Source organism: Bradyrhizobium sp. JR4.1 (assembly GCF_040548605.1).
In the GTDB taxonomy this organism is placed as follows: Bacteria; Pseudomonadota; Alphaproteobacteria; order Rhizobiales; family Xanthobacteraceae; genus Bradyrhizobium; species Bradyrhizobium canariense.
In genome coordinates this window covers 112,953-127,054 of record NZ_JBEPRY010000007.1, presented here as the reverse complement: position 1 = coordinate 127,054, position 14,102 = coordinate 112,953, and the positions used below count along the sequence as shown (strand labels likewise).

General features: G+C 62.9%; 14 protein-coding genes. 12 read left to right on the top strand and 2 right to left on the bottom strand.

Annotated elements, in window-relative coordinates; genetic code table 11:
• The first annotated feature begins 31 nt into the window (after window positions 1-31).
• Both ABIB90_RS17125 and ABIB90_RS17120 read left to right on the top strand, forming a co-directional pair.
• Window positions 32-451, top strand: a complete 420-nt coding sequence (locus tag ABIB90_RS17125) for a nuclear transport factor 2 family protein (protein WP_354127875.1) — start codon at window positions 32-34, stop codon at window positions 449-451.
• A 178-nt stretch (window positions 452-629) separates the two neighbouring features.
• Window positions 630-1,538 (top strand): amino acid ABC transporter substrate-binding protein, encoded by a 909-nt coding sequence (locus ABIB90_RS17120; RefSeq protein WP_354127876.1) that lies wholly within the window; start codon window positions 630-632, stop codon window positions 1,536-1,538.
• A gap of 211 nt (window positions 1,539-1,749) precedes the next feature.
• Here ABIB90_RS17120 and ABIB90_RS17115 read toward each other — a convergent pair whose 3' ends face one another.
• Complete coding sequence (locus ABIB90_RS17115) at window positions 1,750-2,961, bottom strand: acyl-CoA dehydrogenase family protein (RefSeq protein ID WP_354127877.1); 1,212 nt, start codon at window positions 2,959-2,961, stop codon at window positions 1,750-1,752.
• A 43-nt stretch (window positions 2,962-3,004) separates the two neighbouring features.
• Window positions 3,005-4,630, bottom strand: coding sequence for a long-chain fatty acid--CoA ligase (locus ABIB90_RS17110; RefSeq protein WP_354161303.1), 1,626 nt, complete (start codon window positions 4,628-4,630; stop codon window positions 3,005-3,007).
• A gap of 177 nt (window positions 4,631-4,807) precedes the next feature.
• On the opposite strand from ABIB90_RS17110, the gene ABIB90_RS17105 reads away from it, so the two are divergent.
• From ABIB90_RS17105 to ABIB90_RS17060, 10 genes are all read left to right on the top strand, one after another.
• Window positions 4,808-6,661: a flavin-containing monooxygenase gene (locus ABIB90_RS17105; protein ID WP_354161306.1), complete on the top strand. Its 1,854-nt coding sequence runs from the start codon at window positions 4,808-4,810 to the stop codon at window positions 6,659-6,661.
• Between the two features lie 38 nt (window positions 6,662-6,699).
• A complete protein-coding gene (locus ABIB90_RS17100; protein WP_354161309.1) occupies window positions 6,700-7,518 on the top strand; it encodes a lytic murein transglycosylase in 819 nt (272 codons plus the stop codon).
• 196 nt (window positions 7,519-7,714) lie between these two features.
• A complete protein-coding gene (locus ABIB90_RS17095; RefSeq protein WP_007592399.1) occupies window positions 7,715-7,936 on the top strand; it encodes a hypothetical protein in 222 nt (73 codons plus the stop codon).
• A 12-nt stretch (window positions 7,937-7,948) separates the two neighbouring features.
• The gene (locus ABIB90_RS17090) at window positions 7,949-8,371 is read left to right on the top strand and encodes a hypothetical protein (protein WP_007592397.1); all 423 of its coding nucleotides are present in this window, start codon (window positions 7,949-7,951) and stop codon (window positions 8,369-8,371) included.
• 381 nt (window positions 8,372-8,752) lie between these two features.
• Complete coding sequence (locus ABIB90_RS17085; RefSeq protein ID WP_354161313.1) at window positions 8,753-9,199, top strand: MaoC family dehydratase; 447 nt, start codon at window positions 8,753-8,755, stop codon at window positions 9,197-9,199.
• Between the two features lie 93 nt (window positions 9,200-9,292).
• Window positions 9,293-9,805 (top strand): hypothetical protein, encoded by a 513-nt coding sequence (locus ABIB90_RS17080; RefSeq protein ID WP_354161316.1) that lies wholly within the window; start codon window positions 9,293-9,295, stop codon window positions 9,803-9,805.
• A gap of 320 nt (window positions 9,806-10,125) precedes the next feature.
• Complete coding sequence (locus ABIB90_RS17075; RefSeq protein ID WP_354161319.1) at window positions 10,126-11,283, top strand: helix-turn-helix transcriptional regulator; 1,158 nt, start codon at window positions 10,126-10,128, stop codon at window positions 11,281-11,283.
• 231 nt (window positions 11,284-11,514) lie between these two features.
• The gene (locus tag ABIB90_RS17070; protein WP_007592387.1) at window positions 11,515-12,486 is read left to right on the top strand and encodes a helix-turn-helix transcriptional regulator; all 972 of its coding nucleotides are present in this window, start codon (window positions 11,515-11,517) and stop codon (window positions 12,484-12,486) included.
• 82 nt (window positions 12,487-12,568) lie between these two features.
• Window positions 12,569-12,817 carry a DUF6894 family protein gene (locus ABIB90_RS17065; protein WP_007592384.1) on the top strand — a complete coding sequence of 83 codons (249 nt, stop codon included), beginning with the start codon at window positions 12,569-12,571 and terminating at the stop codon, window positions 12,815-12,817.
• A gap of 151 nt (window positions 12,818-12,968) precedes the next feature.
• Window positions 12,969-14,087: a helix-turn-helix transcriptional regulator gene (locus tag ABIB90_RS17060; protein WP_354161322.1), complete on the top strand. Its 1,119-nt coding sequence runs from the start codon at window positions 12,969-12,971 to the stop codon at window positions 14,085-14,087.
• Window positions 14,088-14,102 lie beyond the last annotated feature (15 nt).

Here is a 14,102-nt window from a genome sequence, read left to right as displayed (position 1 = left end):
GTAGTATTCCGCAACCCCGGGAGAATGAGCCATGTCCGCTACCGCAAAAGCCGAAGCCGGTCCGTCGTCCGACGCCGAGATCGTTGAAGCCTATCTCACGGCGTCGATGATCCCCGATCCGGACGCCGCGGCGGCCTATATGGCGCCGGGCACGGTGATCACCTTTACCGGCGGGCGCGAGTTCGATCATCCGCGGGGCCCGACCGGGTTCAACGCCAAGCGCTACCGCTGGGTCAAGAAGAAGATGGATCGGTTCGACGTCTGCCCCGGCGACGGCGAGACCGTGGTCTATAGCGTCGGCACGCTCTACGGCGAATGGATGGATGGGACCGCGTTCGAGGGCAACCGCTACGTCGACCGCTTCGTGGTCCGGAATGGCCAGATCACCAAGATGGATGTCTGGAACGACAGCGCCGAGCGGATCCTGGTCCAGCGCGGTATCGATGCGTAAGCGCCATCCTGGCGCTTGAGCTGCCCTGACTCCACAGAGACAAACGGCCGGTCACCATATCGCAAGCCGCGATAGCTGATAGATGCAAGCTCGTGTGGCGGCTGTCGCGGGCCTGCGCTATCAAGGGAGCGATTGCTGCGCCCGGCATGGAGGCGCGAGCCTCCTCGAGGAGTTCCCAATGCGTTTACCCACTGTTGTCCTGGCCTTCACATGCCTTGCAACTGCCGCCTCCGCCGAAGACCTGTCGGGTACGCTTCAGAAAGTCAAAGAGACCAAGAAGATCACGCTGGGCTATCAGGAGGCCTCGGTCCCGTTCAGCTATCTCGATGGCAACCAGAAGCCGGTCGGCTTTGCCATGGATATCTGCCTCAGGATCGTGGATGCCGTGAAGAAACAGCTTGGTATGCCCGACATCGCCGTCGACACCATCGCCGTGACGTCGTCGAACCGGATTCCGCTGATGGTCAACGGGACGCTCGACCTGCATTGCTCGGCGACCACCAACAATGCCGATCGCCAGAAGCAGGTCGCCTTCACCAACACGCACTTTCTCAGCGCGACGCGATTTGCGGCCAAGAAAGCCGCGAAGATCAACACCATCGACGATCTCAAGGGCAAAGCGGTGACGGCGGTGGCTGGCTCGGTCAATTTGACGCAGCTCGCCAAGGTCAACACCGAGCGCAATCTCGGCATCAACGTGATGCCGGCCAAGGACCAGGCCGAGGCCTTCCTGTTGCTGGAAACCGACCGCGCCCAGGCCTACGCGCTCGACGACGTGCAGCTCGCGGTCGCGATCGCGCGCTCGAAGGAGCCGCAGCTGTTCATGATCAGCGAGGAGACGTTCTCGAAGCCCGAGCCTTACGGGATCATGCTGCGGCGGGAGGACGCGCCGTTCAAGGCGCTCGCCGACCGCGCCACCGCGGAGCTATACGCCAGCCAGGAGATCGAGGTCCTCTACAAGAAGTGGCTGGAATCGCCGACGCCGCCGAACGGCCTCAACTACAACGTCCCGATGTCGGGCGCCTTGCGCAACGCCTTCAAGAAGCCGAGCTCCAGCTTCGATCCGGATGTGTACGTGGTGAACTGAGGCGAGGGCGCCAAGGCGCTGGTTGCAATCGGCTGCTTGTCATTGTGCCCTCGCCCCTTGCGGGAGAGGGCATCTCCGCTGGTTGATGCACGCTCACTCGGGTGAGGGGTCTGTCTCCGCGGATAGATACCCCTCATCCGGCGCTTCGCGCCACCTTCTCCCGCAAGGGGAGAAGGGAAGATGGCACTGTGCTTCCGGCGAGTGCAGTGTTTTACGCGTTCGAATATTTCTTCAGCTCGAACCGCGCGATCTGGTTCCTGTGGACCTCGTCCGGGCCGTCGGCGAGACGCAGCAAGCGCGCGGTCGCGTAGGCCTGCGTCAATCCGAAATCGTTCGACGTGCCGCCGCCGCCATGGGCCTGGATCGCCCAGTCGATGATCTGGCAGGCCATGTTGGGCACAGCGACCTTGATCATCGCGATCTCGGCTTTCGCCACCTTGTTGCCGACGGTATCCATCGCGTGGGCGGCGTTGAGCGTCAGCAACCGGGCCTGCTCGATCATGATGCGGGCTTCAGCGATTCGCTCCTGCGTCACCGTCTGCTCGGAAACCGGCCTGCCGAAGGCGACGCGGCTGCGCACCCGGCGGCACATCTTCTCCAGTGTGCGCTCGGAGAGCCCGATCAGCCGCATGCAATGGTGGATGCGGCCGGGGCCGAGGCGTCCCTGCGCGATTTCGAAACCGCGGCCCTCGCCGAGCAGCATGTTCTCCTTGGGCACGCGCACATCGGTGAAGACGACCTCGGAGGCACGGTCGGGCACGCCGTAGAAGCCGAACACGGGCAGGGGACGCTTGACCTCGACGCCCGCTGTGTCCATCGGCACCAGGATCATGGATTGCTGCTTGTGGCGGTCCGCATTGTCAGGATCGGTCTTGCCCATGAAGATGCAGATCTTGCAGCGCGGGTCGGTCGCGTTGGTGGTGTACCATTTGCGGCCGTTGATGACGTAATGGTCGCCGTCGCGGACGATCGAGCTTTCGATGTTGGTCGCATCGGACGATGCGACGGCGGGCTCGGTCATGGCGAAGCAGGAGCGGATTTCGCCAGCGAGCAGCGGCTTCAGCCAGCGCTCCTTGTCGTTCTCCGTGCCATAGCGCTCCAGCACCTCCATGTTGCCGGTATCGGGCGCCGAACAGTTGAAGACTTCGGGCGCGAGATGCGAGCGGCCCATGACTTCGCAGAGCGGGGCATATTCGAGGTTGGTGAGGCCCGCACCGTAGCCGGAGTCCGGCAGGAACAGATTCCAGAGGCCTTCAGCGCGCGCCAGCGGCTTCAGCTCCTCGACGACCGGATAGACCTTCCAGGGGCCCAGCTCCTCCGCCTCGCGATAAAAACGTTCCTCGTTCGGATAGATGTGCCGGTCCATGAAACTTTCGAGCCTGCGCTTGAGCTCAACGATTTTGGGGGACATCGAGTAGAGCATCTTTGGTCTCCTCAATCGATGGACAGGCCGGTGCGCAATCGGCTCAGGCGACGCGATACTCTTTGAATTTCTCGCGCAGCGCGGATTTGAGCACCTTGCCGGTGCCGGTCATCGGGAACTCGTCCATGAACTCGACGGCGTCGGGCATCCACCAGCTCGCGATCTTGGGGCGCATGTGGTCGAGTAGCGTCTTGCCGTCGACGGTCGTGCCCTTCTTGCGGACGACGAGGAGCAGAGGCCGCTCCTGCCATTTCTCATGGTTGATCGCGACCACGGCGGCTTGCAGCACATCGGGGTGAGACAAGGCGACGTCCTCGAGCTGGATCGAGGAGATCCATTCGCCTCCGGACTTGATTACATCCTTGGAGCGGTCGGTCAGCGTGACGTGGCCCTGTGGGTCGATCACGGCCATGTCGCCGGTGATCAGCCAGCTGTCGCGGTCGAGGCCTTCGTCGAGTTTCATGTAGCCGGACGCAACCCACGGTCCCCGCGCGCGCAGATGGCCGACGCTCTTGCCGTCGCGCGGCAGCTCGTTGCCGCCGTCGTCGACGATGCGCAAGGCGGTGCCGAAACAGGCGCGGCCGGACACCTGGCGGCGGTCGAACCTCTCCTTGTCGTCGAGATGCTCGGAGCCCGGCCGCAGGCCAGGCATCGAGCAGCCCAAGGCTTCGGTCATGCCCCAGGCCTGGACGTAGTCGACGTCGTACTCGCGCTTGAGCTTCTCGACCATTGCGCGCGGCGGTGCCGAGCCTGACGACAATGTTGCACGAAGTGTCGAGAACCTGTTGCCGGTGCGCCCTAACCAGTCGAGCAGGATCAGCCAGAAGCTCGGCACGCCCGCGGACAGCGTCACCCTCTCGCCTTCGAGCAATTCGTAGAGCTTGTCCGGCTCGTAATTGCGGCCGGGCAGCACCAGCTTCGAGCCGGTATAGGGCGCGGTGAACGGCATGTTCCAACCGTTGCCGTGGAACAGCGGCGCCATCGGCATCATCACCTCGCGCACGCCTTCCAGGTGCCCGGGCAGGAAGTCGAAATTGCAGGAGACCATGGTCTGCAGGATCGCGGCGCGGTGCGAATAGATTACGCCCTTCGGATTGCCGGTGGTGCCGGAGGTGTAGCAGATCGTGGACGCCGACTTTTCGTCGAACTCCGGCCAGACGAAGCCGGCGTCGTGCTCGTTCTCCAGCAGGTCCTCGTAGCAATGGACGTTGGCAAGCCTGGTCTCCGGCATCCGCTCGCGCGAGGACATCACGACATAGGCTTCGATCGATGTGAGCTGCGGCGCGATTGCCTCCACGATCGGCAGCGTGGCGCGGTCGATGAACAGCAGGCGGTCCTCGGCGTGATTGACGATGTAGACGAGTTGTTCGGGAAACAGCCGCGGGTTGACGGTGTGCAACACGTAGCCCATGCCCGGCGCGGCATAGAACATCTCGAAGTGACGGTGCGTATTCCAGGCCAGCGTGCCGACCCTGTCGCCGGGCATCATGCCGAGCCTCTTGAGGGCCAATGCCATGCGCTTGATGCGCGGATGGGCGTCGGCATAGGTGTAGCGATGGATGTCGCCCTCGATCTCGCGGGCGACGACCTCGGCCTCGCCGTGATAATCGGCCGCATACTGGATCAGGCCGCTGATCAGGAGCGGCATGTCCATCATCAATCCCTGCATCGTCTCCTCCGGACCGCCATGTCGTTGCATGGCGTGCGCTTGTGATGTGCGCTTGAGGTTAGCGGAACGCCACGCGACGTTCACGTAAAAAGCGAGGGACGTGATTGCATGCGTCTCTTTTTCAGGGCTAAGTGATGCGAGCTGCCGGCGAAGCAGTTTCCGCCCCGGAGGAAATGAATGTCAGCGGAAAGACACAAGACCGGTGCAGCCGGCGAATCTACACTCGACATTGACGCACTCCGTGCGCGCTATCGCGACGAGCGCGATCGGCGCCTGCGCGCCGAAGGCAAGGCGCAATATGTCGAGATGACCGGCGAGTTCGGGCGCTATCTCGACGATCCCTGGGCCAATTCCGGATTCGCGCGCGAGGCCGTCAGCGAACAGAACGAGGTGCTCATCGTCGGCGGCGGCTTCGGCGGCCTTCTGTGTGGCGCGCGACTGCGCGAAGCCGGCATCGATGATTTCCGGGTCGTGGAAAAGGCCGCCGATTTCGGCGGCACCTGGTACTGGAATCGCTACCCTGGTGCGGCCTGCGATACCGAGAGCTACATTTACCTGCCGTTGCTGGAAGAGACCGGCTACATGCCGGTGCGCAAATATGCGCGAGCACCCGAGATCTACGAACATTCGCGCCGCATCGGCCGTCACTTCGGCCTCTATGAGCGCGCTCTGTTTCAGACCGTCATCACGCGCATGGAATGGCAGGAGTACGAGGCACGCTGGCTGGTCGAGACCGATCGCGGTGATTGCATCGGCGCGCGCTTCGTCATCCTCGCTGGCGGCCCGTTGAGCCGTCCGAAGCTGCCGGGTATTCCCGGCATCGAAAGCTTCAGAGGACACAGCTTCCACACCAGCCGCTGGGATTACGCCTACACCGGAGGCACGGCCGAAGGTGGTCTGACCGGTCTTGGCGACAAGCGCGTCGGGATCATTGGCACCGGCGCCACCGCCGTGCAATGCGTGCCGCATCTCGGCCGCTCGGCCAAGGAGCTCTACGTCTTCCAACGTACGCCGTCGGCGATCGGCGTGCGCGACGACCGCCCGACGGATCAGAGCTGGGCGCAGGGGCTCAGGCCTGGCTGGCAGCGCGAACGCATGGACAATTTCACCGCCGTGATCTCGGGCGAGCCATTCGAACAGGATCTGGTGCAGGACGGCTGGACCGGCCTGCTCGGCGAGATCCTGCTGGCGCCGCGCCGCCAGCCCCAGCCGGTGACCTCGATCGAGGAGGCGCTCAAGGTCATCGAGCAGGCTGATTATCGCAAGATGGAAGAGATCCGGGCGCGCGTCGATGCGATCGTCAAGGATGAGATGACTGCTTCGGCGTTAAAGCCCTGGTACAAGGCCTTCTGCAAGCGGCCGTGTTTCCACGACGAATATCTCGACACGTTCAATCGTCCCAATGTGCATCTCGTCGATACCAGGGGACAGGGCGTCGATCGCATCACCGAGAATGCCGTCGTGGTCGACGGCCACGCCTACGAACTCGACTGCCTGATCTATGCCAGCGGTTTCGAAGTCGGTACCGATTACGCCCGTCGTATGGGCTTCGAGATTTATGGACGCGATGGCACGCGCCTGTCCGAGCGCTGGCGCGACGGCATCAAGACGATGCATGGCTTCTACAGCCGCGGCTTCCCGAACTGCTTCCTGATCGTCATGGTGCAGGCCGGCCAGAGCGCCAACTTTCCGCACATCATCGACGAGCAGTCGCAGCACATCGCCTATGTGATCGCCGAGGCGCGCAAGCGCAAAGCGCGGACGCTGGAGCCGACGCTCGATGCCGAGAACGCCTGGGTCGAGGAGGTGGTCAAAGCCGCGCTCGGCCGCCAGACCTATCTCGCTGAATGCACGCCCGGCTACTACAACAATGAAGGCGTGTTCGATCCGATCGCGGCGAGAAACAGCCAGTATTGGCGCGGGCCGGTGGCATTCCTGCGGCTGCTCGACAAGTGGCGTAAGGAGGGCAATTTGGACGGACTGGAACTGTCGTATGATCACGCCATGGAGTCGGCGCCTTCGTCCGGGTAAGCTCGGGCATTGGATCGCGCCAGAGAGAGGACATCGAGATGATCAGGGGCAGAACTGTGGCGGGGGCGGTTTTTGGGGCGATGACGCTGCTCGGCTGCCTGGCGCCCGCCGCCCACGCCGCGCAATGCGGCAGCTCGTCGGCAGGCTTCGAGACCTGGAAGCGCGAGTTCAGTGCGGAAGCGCAGGGCAAGGGCATCGGCCAGACCGCGCTCGCGGCGCTGATGCAGACCAATTACGCGAGTGCCACCATCGCGGCCGACCGCGGCCAGCGCAGCTTCTCGCTGTCGCTCGACCAGTTCCTCGCCAAGCGCGGCGCCACCACCATCGTCGCCAAGGGGCGTCAGCTCAAGAACTCGCAGGCCGCCTTGTTCGCCTCGATCCAGCAGCGCTATGGCGTCCCGCCGGGGCCGCTGATCGCGATCTGGGGCATGGAGACCGGATTCGGCAGCCAGCGCGGCAACCAGAACATGCTCTCCTCGATTGCGACGCTCGCCTATGACTGCCGCCGTCCCGAATTCTTCACCGAGCAGCTCTATGCGGCGCTGAAGCTGATCGATCGCGGCACGCTGTCGGGGGCAACCCGCGGCTCGATGCACGGCGAAGTCGGTCAGACCCAGTTCATGCCCAAGAACATCCTGGCCTACGGCACCGGCAATCTCGAAGTTGCCGCCAATGCGCTGAACTCGACAGCGAATTTCCTGAAAGCCCATGGCTGGCGTGCCGGAGCGGGTTACCAGCCGGGCGAGCCGAATTTCGCCGCCATCGAAGCCTGGAATGCCGCCGGCGTTTATCAGAAGGCGATCGCCCTGATGGGACGGCAGATCGATGAGGGCGGAGGTACGGCCGCCTCGCGCTGACCAGAGCCCCGTTTCGAACGGGGCTCTGGCTCCTTGTTTTGGCGCGTTTTCCTTAGGCGAACCGGCATCCACTTCGCTTGGACACGCTCCTGCTCAGCAAGGCGTGATGCGCGGGCAAGAGAAAGTTGTTGCCAACTGGAACCGACGGCACGAGGTTTGCTTTGATCGAACAGGGCTGGGCATGAGGAGACTCAACATGGCAACCCAGATCGTGATGGACCAGACTGGCGACACGCGCCACGAGTTTGATCCTGGCAATGCCGAAGCGCTGGCTCGGGCCGAGCGGCGCTTTCGGGAGCTGACCGGAGCGGGCTTCACCGCCGCGCTGCGAACCGGACCTGGCGAAGTCACCCGGATCCGATCGTTTGACCCGACCGCGCAGGAAACGCTGTTCTATCCCCGCCTGGTCGGCGGTTGATCTGAGCTGCTCATGATCGCGGCAGTCTGGCTCCGCGCGCCGGCGCGTGCGCGTTTGCATGCGCTACGCGAACTCTATCGGCGCTTCTTCGGCGAGAACACGCCGGATGCCCGGGGTCGCCGGCTCCTGGCCGAATGGCTGTCACCGGCGCAGCGCGCGCAATTCGAGCAGTACCGGCATTTCGATGTCGTCGGCTGCGATACCGGCAAGACGTATCGCATCCATTATGGCACCGCCGCAAATGTCCATGAGATCGACGCGGCCGGAAATGCGACGATGGGGTGGTGCTTCGTCCCGTCAGGCTTTCTCGTCCCCGGCGACGTCATGCTCGCACAGAAGATCGCGCTCGAGACCGACGAAAGGGGAGCTCTCGCGCTCGCCAACAGGTTTCCGCCGGCAACACATTCGGAGCACTTCTACCGGCGGCCGTTCTAGGGTGGGCCTATCAGTGCCTATCAGTAATGTGTGGTGCGATAGGCATCTACCGCGTGCGCTGCAAAAACGCCGACGCTGCAAAGCGCAAGCAAGGCCGAGATCAGTTCGATCATAGCTCGTCCTCCTGCAGCGGTAGGGCGACGAGGTGCTGACAGCAGGAGTAATCCCAGATCAGGTCGAGGAAGAATTGCATGATGGCCGTCCCTGTATGATTTTGACAACTAGATAACCGGCCATCTGTTTCAGGCGTGTTTCGTCGCATCTGGAAACGGGTTTCTTGGGGGAGCCCCAGGCTGGTTTGTGCGCTGCGGAGCCGCTACATCCCGCTCTTGCTCAACCCTGTTAGCCGCGAGGCGGCGCATCACATTGCGAGGCGAAATCATGGCGCAGGTCGAGTGGTTCGACGATCTCACCATTGGAATGCAGTTCAAATCCCCCGAAGTTCACGTCACCGAGGCCGACATCAAGCGGTTCGCGGCCGAGTTCGATCCGCAGCCGATGCATCTCGACCATGAAGCCGCCAAGCGGACCCTGTTCAGGGGTCTCGCTGCCTCGGGATGGCACACCGCCGCGATTGCCATGAGCCTCGCGATCCAGACCCGCCCCTTCGGCCCGCATCCGCTGATCGGCGCCGGCGTCGACGGGCTGCGCTGGACCATCCCGGTACGGCCCGATGACCGCCTGCATCTGGTCGGGGAGGTCATCAGCCTCACGCCGTCGAAGTCGAAGCCGCAGGGCATCGCGCTGGTGAAATGGACCATGTTCAACCAGAACGGCGAGGAGGTTTACACCTTCACCCCGATCGCGATCGTGCCGCGGCGGGAGTAGGGCAGGGTCGGCGCCCTACGCAGCCGCCCGAAGCCCTTGCGGGTCACCGGCAGAGGTGGTCATCTCGGTCCGGGGAACACGCTGGAGGCTGACATGAAACGATCTCTTCTCGCCGCCGGGTTGCTGGCCGGCGCCTTGAGCGCAGTCGCTTTGACCGCAAGACCGGTGCAGGCGCAACAATCCAAAGTCGGCGACTGGACCATCGAGAAGCGCACGCAGGACGCACATTGCAATGCGAGCCGCGGCTACAAGGACAAGGAAGACGAGAACCGGGACTACGTCATCGTCATCACCTATTCCGAGAAGGCGATCGTCATCGTCATGATCTATGACGGCTGGGAGTGGGACAAGGCGGGCGAGATCCTCCGAGCCGATGTCGGAACCGATGACGCCGATATCATGAAGAAGGCCAAGTGGGAGGTCATGGACAAGACCACCGTGCGCGGCATTTTCGAATACGATCAGTCCATGATGGACCGGCTGTCCAGGGCCAAGCGTCTCTCGCTCGATTTCGAGGACGATGACGACGACAGCATCGAGATACAGGTGCCGCGTGCCGGTGAAGCGCTGGCGGCGCTGAAATTCTGCGAGGAGAATCGCAAGTAGGTTGCCGGGGCCGGATGCGAGGCCGGCGGGATCGGTGGCGAAAGGGTTCTGCAGCGCGACCGGCGCCTGACGCATCGCACACGTGACTCATCGCACACAGTCCGCGCGCTGTTCGCATTTATCCTAGTCTTTGGCGAAAACGTCCAAGCCGCATCCTGCGGTTGACGTTACGCAAGGACGATGTTCGATATTCCAGCATTTCGTTGCAACGTTTTCTCCGCGTCGAAGGCGGCGATTGACCGGCCCGTCTCCTCCGCCTGGCCCCGGATCGCGATCTCTCTCTCGCGCGCGAGCCATACGCAGATTGCATCGTCCGGCCGATGACAATCCTCCACGCAAATCGATTTTCGTCCCTCGTCGGCGAGATCTACGACGCGGCGGTCGATCCCGCGTTGCGCAGCGGGGTGCTGGAACAGGTTTCGCATTTCGTCGGCGGATGTGCCGCGACCATCCTGTCCAGGGACAGAGCCCGGCTCTCGATCGAGATCCACGAGCATTTTGGCACCGAATCCCGCTTCCGCCAGCTTTATCGCGACCGATATGTGGAGCTGGACCCTCTGCTGGATCGTCATCTCACGCTCGCGGCGGAGCAGACGATCGGCGTCGCCGACATCATGACTCAGGCGGATTTCCTGGCAACGAGCTTCTATCGCGAGTGGGTGGAACCACAAGGAGCGATTGACCTTGCAACCGTCGCGCTCGAGAAGTCGGAGACACGCACCACGATCCTGCAGGTGTTGCGCCACCGCTCGCGCGGACTCGTTGACGAGCCGATGCGCGAGCGCATGCGGCTGCTCGCTCCGCACCTCCAGCGTTCCAGAATCATGGGCCGGCAGATCAGGGCACGCTCGCATACCGTGGACGACCTTGCCGATGTCCTCGATGGGCTGAGCACGGCGATCTGCCTGCTCGACGCAGATGGCCGGGTCGTGCATGCCAACGCAGCATCCCGCGGGCTGTTCGCCGATGCCAGCCTGCTCGCAATGGTCGGTGACCGGATCGTGGCCCGCAACACCCAGACGGACAAAATATTCCGCGGCCTGTGCGAAATCGATGCGGGCAACGAAACTCGTTCCGCTGCCCGCCGTCAGATCGAGCTTGCGACATCAGTTGATGGGCAGCACTATCTGCTCCACGCTTTTCCCTTGAAGCGCGATCGCACTCCATCGCGAGATGCTGCAGCCACGGTGCTGTTCGTTCAGAAGGCATCGGCGGCGACATGGCTCGCAGCCGATGCGATCGCTGCGGCCTTCAGGCTGACACCGTCCGAATTGCGCGTATTGATGGCAATTATCGAGATTGGCGGCGTTCCCGACATTGCGGCAAAGCTCGGCATCGCCGAAACGACCGTGAAGACGCATCTCGGCCGCCTGTTCGAGAAGACTGGCGCCGGCAGGCAGGCCGACTTGGTCAAGATTGCCACCGGCTTTGCCGTTCCATTCGCGCATCGCACGAACGACGGTGACGATGCCTTGTGATTTATTTCACATGGTTCGCCGGCTATGTGCCGCAATCTCAATCCATTGTGATGAGCCAAGCTCCGGTGTCCTCCGAATGCAGGACGCGAGTCATTTGAGACTTTCGTATATCGCGTTCTAGAAAAGTGAAGAGCAGCGAGCGCCGGCGAAGAGATGCCGCGACAGCGTCGAACGCGAGTGTGAGGAAACGACAGCGCGCGGCCGGACCTGCTCGTCGGTTGGAGGATTGCAGTGACCCAGTTTGATTTTTCCGTTATCAATGTTTCAACGAACGAAATTCCCGAAAACGAGCGTATCCCGCTGCTTCGCGATTTCTACTGTCGCGGGGTGTTGAAGGCGGAGGTCGAGGTGAGGGAAGGAAAGCCGTTCGCGGCGAGCTTCACGTCCCACGTCTTGCCGGAAGCCCAATTGCTGATCGGAGGATTGTGCGGAGCGCGGATCATTCGCACCAAGCACCTGATTGCCGATGGCGATGATAGTCTGGCCCTGATCGTGAATCGATCCGGCGTGCTTGGGATATCCGAGCGAGGGCACGATCTGAGCCTCCGTGCCGGAGAGGCTGTCCTGACGAGCGCGGAGGACGTCACGACGTTCGAGCGATTGTCGCTGGGTAGCTGTTTCTCGCTGCGTGTGCCGAGACGCGTGCTGGCGCCGATGATCGTGGATGTCGATGACGCCGTGATGCGGGTCATGCCGGAGAGTTCAACGGGACTTCGGCTGCTGGTCGATTACGCGGTGACGCTGGTACGGGAGAAGGCATTCGCGATGCCCAATTTGCGCAAGCTCGGGGTCGGGCATCTGCACGATCTTCTGGCAATCGTCCTCGGTGCCACCAACGAGCCGCGGGAGCTGGCCGGGCGGCGCGGCGTCAAGGCGGCACGGCTGCAGAAGGCCAAAGTCTCCATCGCCAACAATTGCTGGCGGCAGGACTTGTCGGTGGCCACGGTTGCCCAGGAACTCGGCGTGACGCCGCGTTATCTCCAGCGCCTGTTCGAGGCCGACGGCAAGACGTTCTCGTCCTTCCTGATCGAACAACGCGTCAAGCGTGCGCATCGCATGTTGCGCGAACCCGGACACGCCGAGCGGACGGTCAGCTCGATCGCCTACGATGTCGGTTTCGGCGATCTCTCCTATTTCAACCGCTGCTTCCGGCGGACTTATGGCGCCACGCCCAGTGACGTCAGGAGCCGCGAGATGTCGTGAACGCGCGCGATTGAATGTCAGGTCAAATGCCGATTGGAGACGGCACGGGCGTGCGCCGCCCGCAGTTGGAGTGTTGTGTTGCATGCGCCGTTTTTTCTTTGATCTTATGCTCGGCAATATCGTGAAGATCGATCCGGGTGGCATGGTGTTCGAATGCCCCGAAGCGACATTCGTGGTAGCCAACGAGATGGCAAGCCACCTGTTCGTCTGGCGCGACGATTTGCGCGGCCGCGATGCCTGCATCCGGGTCAGAGACACCGACGGGCGCGAGATCTATCGCGCCGCCGTCTGGTCGGAGAATCTGGAGAAGGTCGGCTGGGACGAGGTGTGAGCGGCCCGGTGCGCTATCGCGACTCTGCATCAGTAGCACCCGAAACGGATATCCGTTCGTTGCCCGGCCGGCGCCTCCTCCGATCGGAGGATGCCGCATGCTGTGGTTGTGGTATGCTTGGTGATATTGATCACATAGGCCATTTATAGCTATGCACGGACCGCGGAAGCTGCCCGACCTCGTCGAGGCCATCTACGATGCCGGACTCGATCCTTCGCTGTGGAACAACGTCGTCACCGGCATCCGCGACTTCGTGGGCGGCCAGGCCTGCGGACTGTTTTCCAAGGATTCCATCAGCAAATTCGGCGTCACGCACTATTATTGCGGGGCGGACCCGCACTACATCAAGCTCTATTCCGAGACGCATTCGAAGTTCGATCCGCTGACGGTCCTGCCGCCGCACGGCCAGATCGTCAGCATTCCCGATCTCGTCAATTTCGATGAATACCGGGGCGGACGCTTTTACCAGGAATGGATGCAGCCGCAGGGTTGCAGCGATGCGGCCAACGTCGTGCTCGAGAATTCGAATGCGAGCTGCCCCGTGATGATGACGGTGCTGTCGGGCCGCCGGATGGTGGATCCGGTGATGAAGCACCGCCTCTCGCTGGTCGTGCCGCACGCCAGCCGTGCGTTGCTGATCAACCGCGCCATGACCTCGCAACTGACGTTGGCGACGGCGTTGGCGGAGGTCCTGGACAATCTTGCCTGCGGCATCTTCCTCCTCGATGGCTTCTGCCGGCTGGTACACGCGAATTCCGCGGGGCACGCCTTGCTTGCGGCCGACGATCTGGTTCGGTCCGTTGCCGGGCAACTGGTGACCAGCAGTGCGGAGGCCAATCAGACGCTGCGGGAAGCGTTCGCGGCCCGCAATGAAATTGCCCTGCTTGCCGCGAAGGGGCAGGCGTTTTCGCTGCTTTCGCCCTCGGGCGAGCGCTACGTCGCGCACATCCTGCCGCTCTCCTCGGTCCTGCGGCACGGCAGCGAGCGGGTGGTCGATGCCGTCGGTGCGCTGCTCCTGCGCAAGGTATCGCTCGGCGGACAGTCCTACGGCGAATTGATCGCGCGGACTTTCGACCTTACACCGGCCGAGCTGCGCGTCTTCCTGTCGATCGTCGAGGTTGGCGGCGTCCCGGAGACGGCAGTCGCGCTCGGTATCGCAGAAACGACGGCGAAGACGCATCTGCATCGCGTGTTCGCCAAGACGGGCGTTTCGCGTCAGGCCGATCTCGTCAAGCTCGCGGCAGGATTCTCCAATCCGCTGGTCAACTAGGCGGCTCATTGCGCC

What these genes read in the sequence shown, in the direction of transcription:
- ABIB90_RS17100 (WP_354161309.1), top strand. Translation starts at nt 6,700, where the DNA reads ATGATCAGGGGCAGAACTGTGGCGGGGGCGGTTTTTGGGGCGATGACG.
- ABIB90_RS17110 (WP_354161303.1), bottom strand. Translation starts at nt 4,630, where the DNA reads ATGCAGGGATTGATGATGGACATGCCGCTCCTGATCAGCGGCCTGATC.
- ABIB90_RS17085 (WP_354161313.1), top strand. Translation starts at nt 8,753, where the DNA reads ATGGCGCAGGTCGAGTGGTTCGACGATCTCACCATTGGAATGCAGTTC.
- ABIB90_RS17090 (WP_007592397.1), top strand. Translation starts at nt 7,949, where the DNA reads ATGATCGCGGCAGTCTGGCTCCGCGCGCCGGCGCGTGCGCGTTTGCAT.
- ABIB90_RS17065 (WP_007592384.1), top strand. Translation starts at nt 12,569, where the DNA reads ATGCGCCGTTTTTTCTTTGATCTTATGCTCGGCAATATCGTGAAGATC.
- ABIB90_RS17120 (WP_354127876.1), top strand. Translation starts at nt 630, where the DNA reads ATGCGTTTACCCACTGTTGTCCTGGCCTTCACATGCCTTGCAACTGCC.
- ABIB90_RS17075 (WP_354161319.1), top strand. Translation starts at nt 10,126, where the DNA reads ATGACAATCCTCCACGCAAATCGATTTTCGTCCCTCGTCGGCGAGATC.
- ABIB90_RS17080 (WP_354161316.1), top strand. Translation starts at nt 9,293, where the DNA reads ATGAAACGATCTCTTCTCGCCGCCGGGTTGCTGGCCGGCGCCTTGAGC.
- ABIB90_RS17095 (WP_007592399.1), top strand. Translation starts at nt 7,715, where the DNA reads ATGGCAACCCAGATCGTGATGGACCAGACTGGCGACACGCGCCACGAG.
- ABIB90_RS17105 (WP_354161306.1), top strand. Translation starts at nt 4,808, where the DNA reads ATGTCAGCGGAAAGACACAAGACCGGTGCAGCCGGCGAATCTACACTC.
- ABIB90_RS17125 (WP_354127875.1), top strand. Translation starts at nt 32, where the DNA reads ATGTCCGCTACCGCAAAAGCCGAAGCCGGTCCGTCGTCCGACGCCGAG.
- ABIB90_RS17060 (WP_354161322.1), top strand. Translation starts at nt 12,969, where the DNA reads ATGCACGGACCGCGGAAGCTGCCCGACCTCGTCGAGGCCATCTACGAT.
- ABIB90_RS17115 (WP_354127877.1), bottom strand. Translation starts at nt 2,961, where the DNA reads ATGCTCTACTCGATGTCCCCCAAAATCGTTGAGCTCAAGCGCAGGCTC.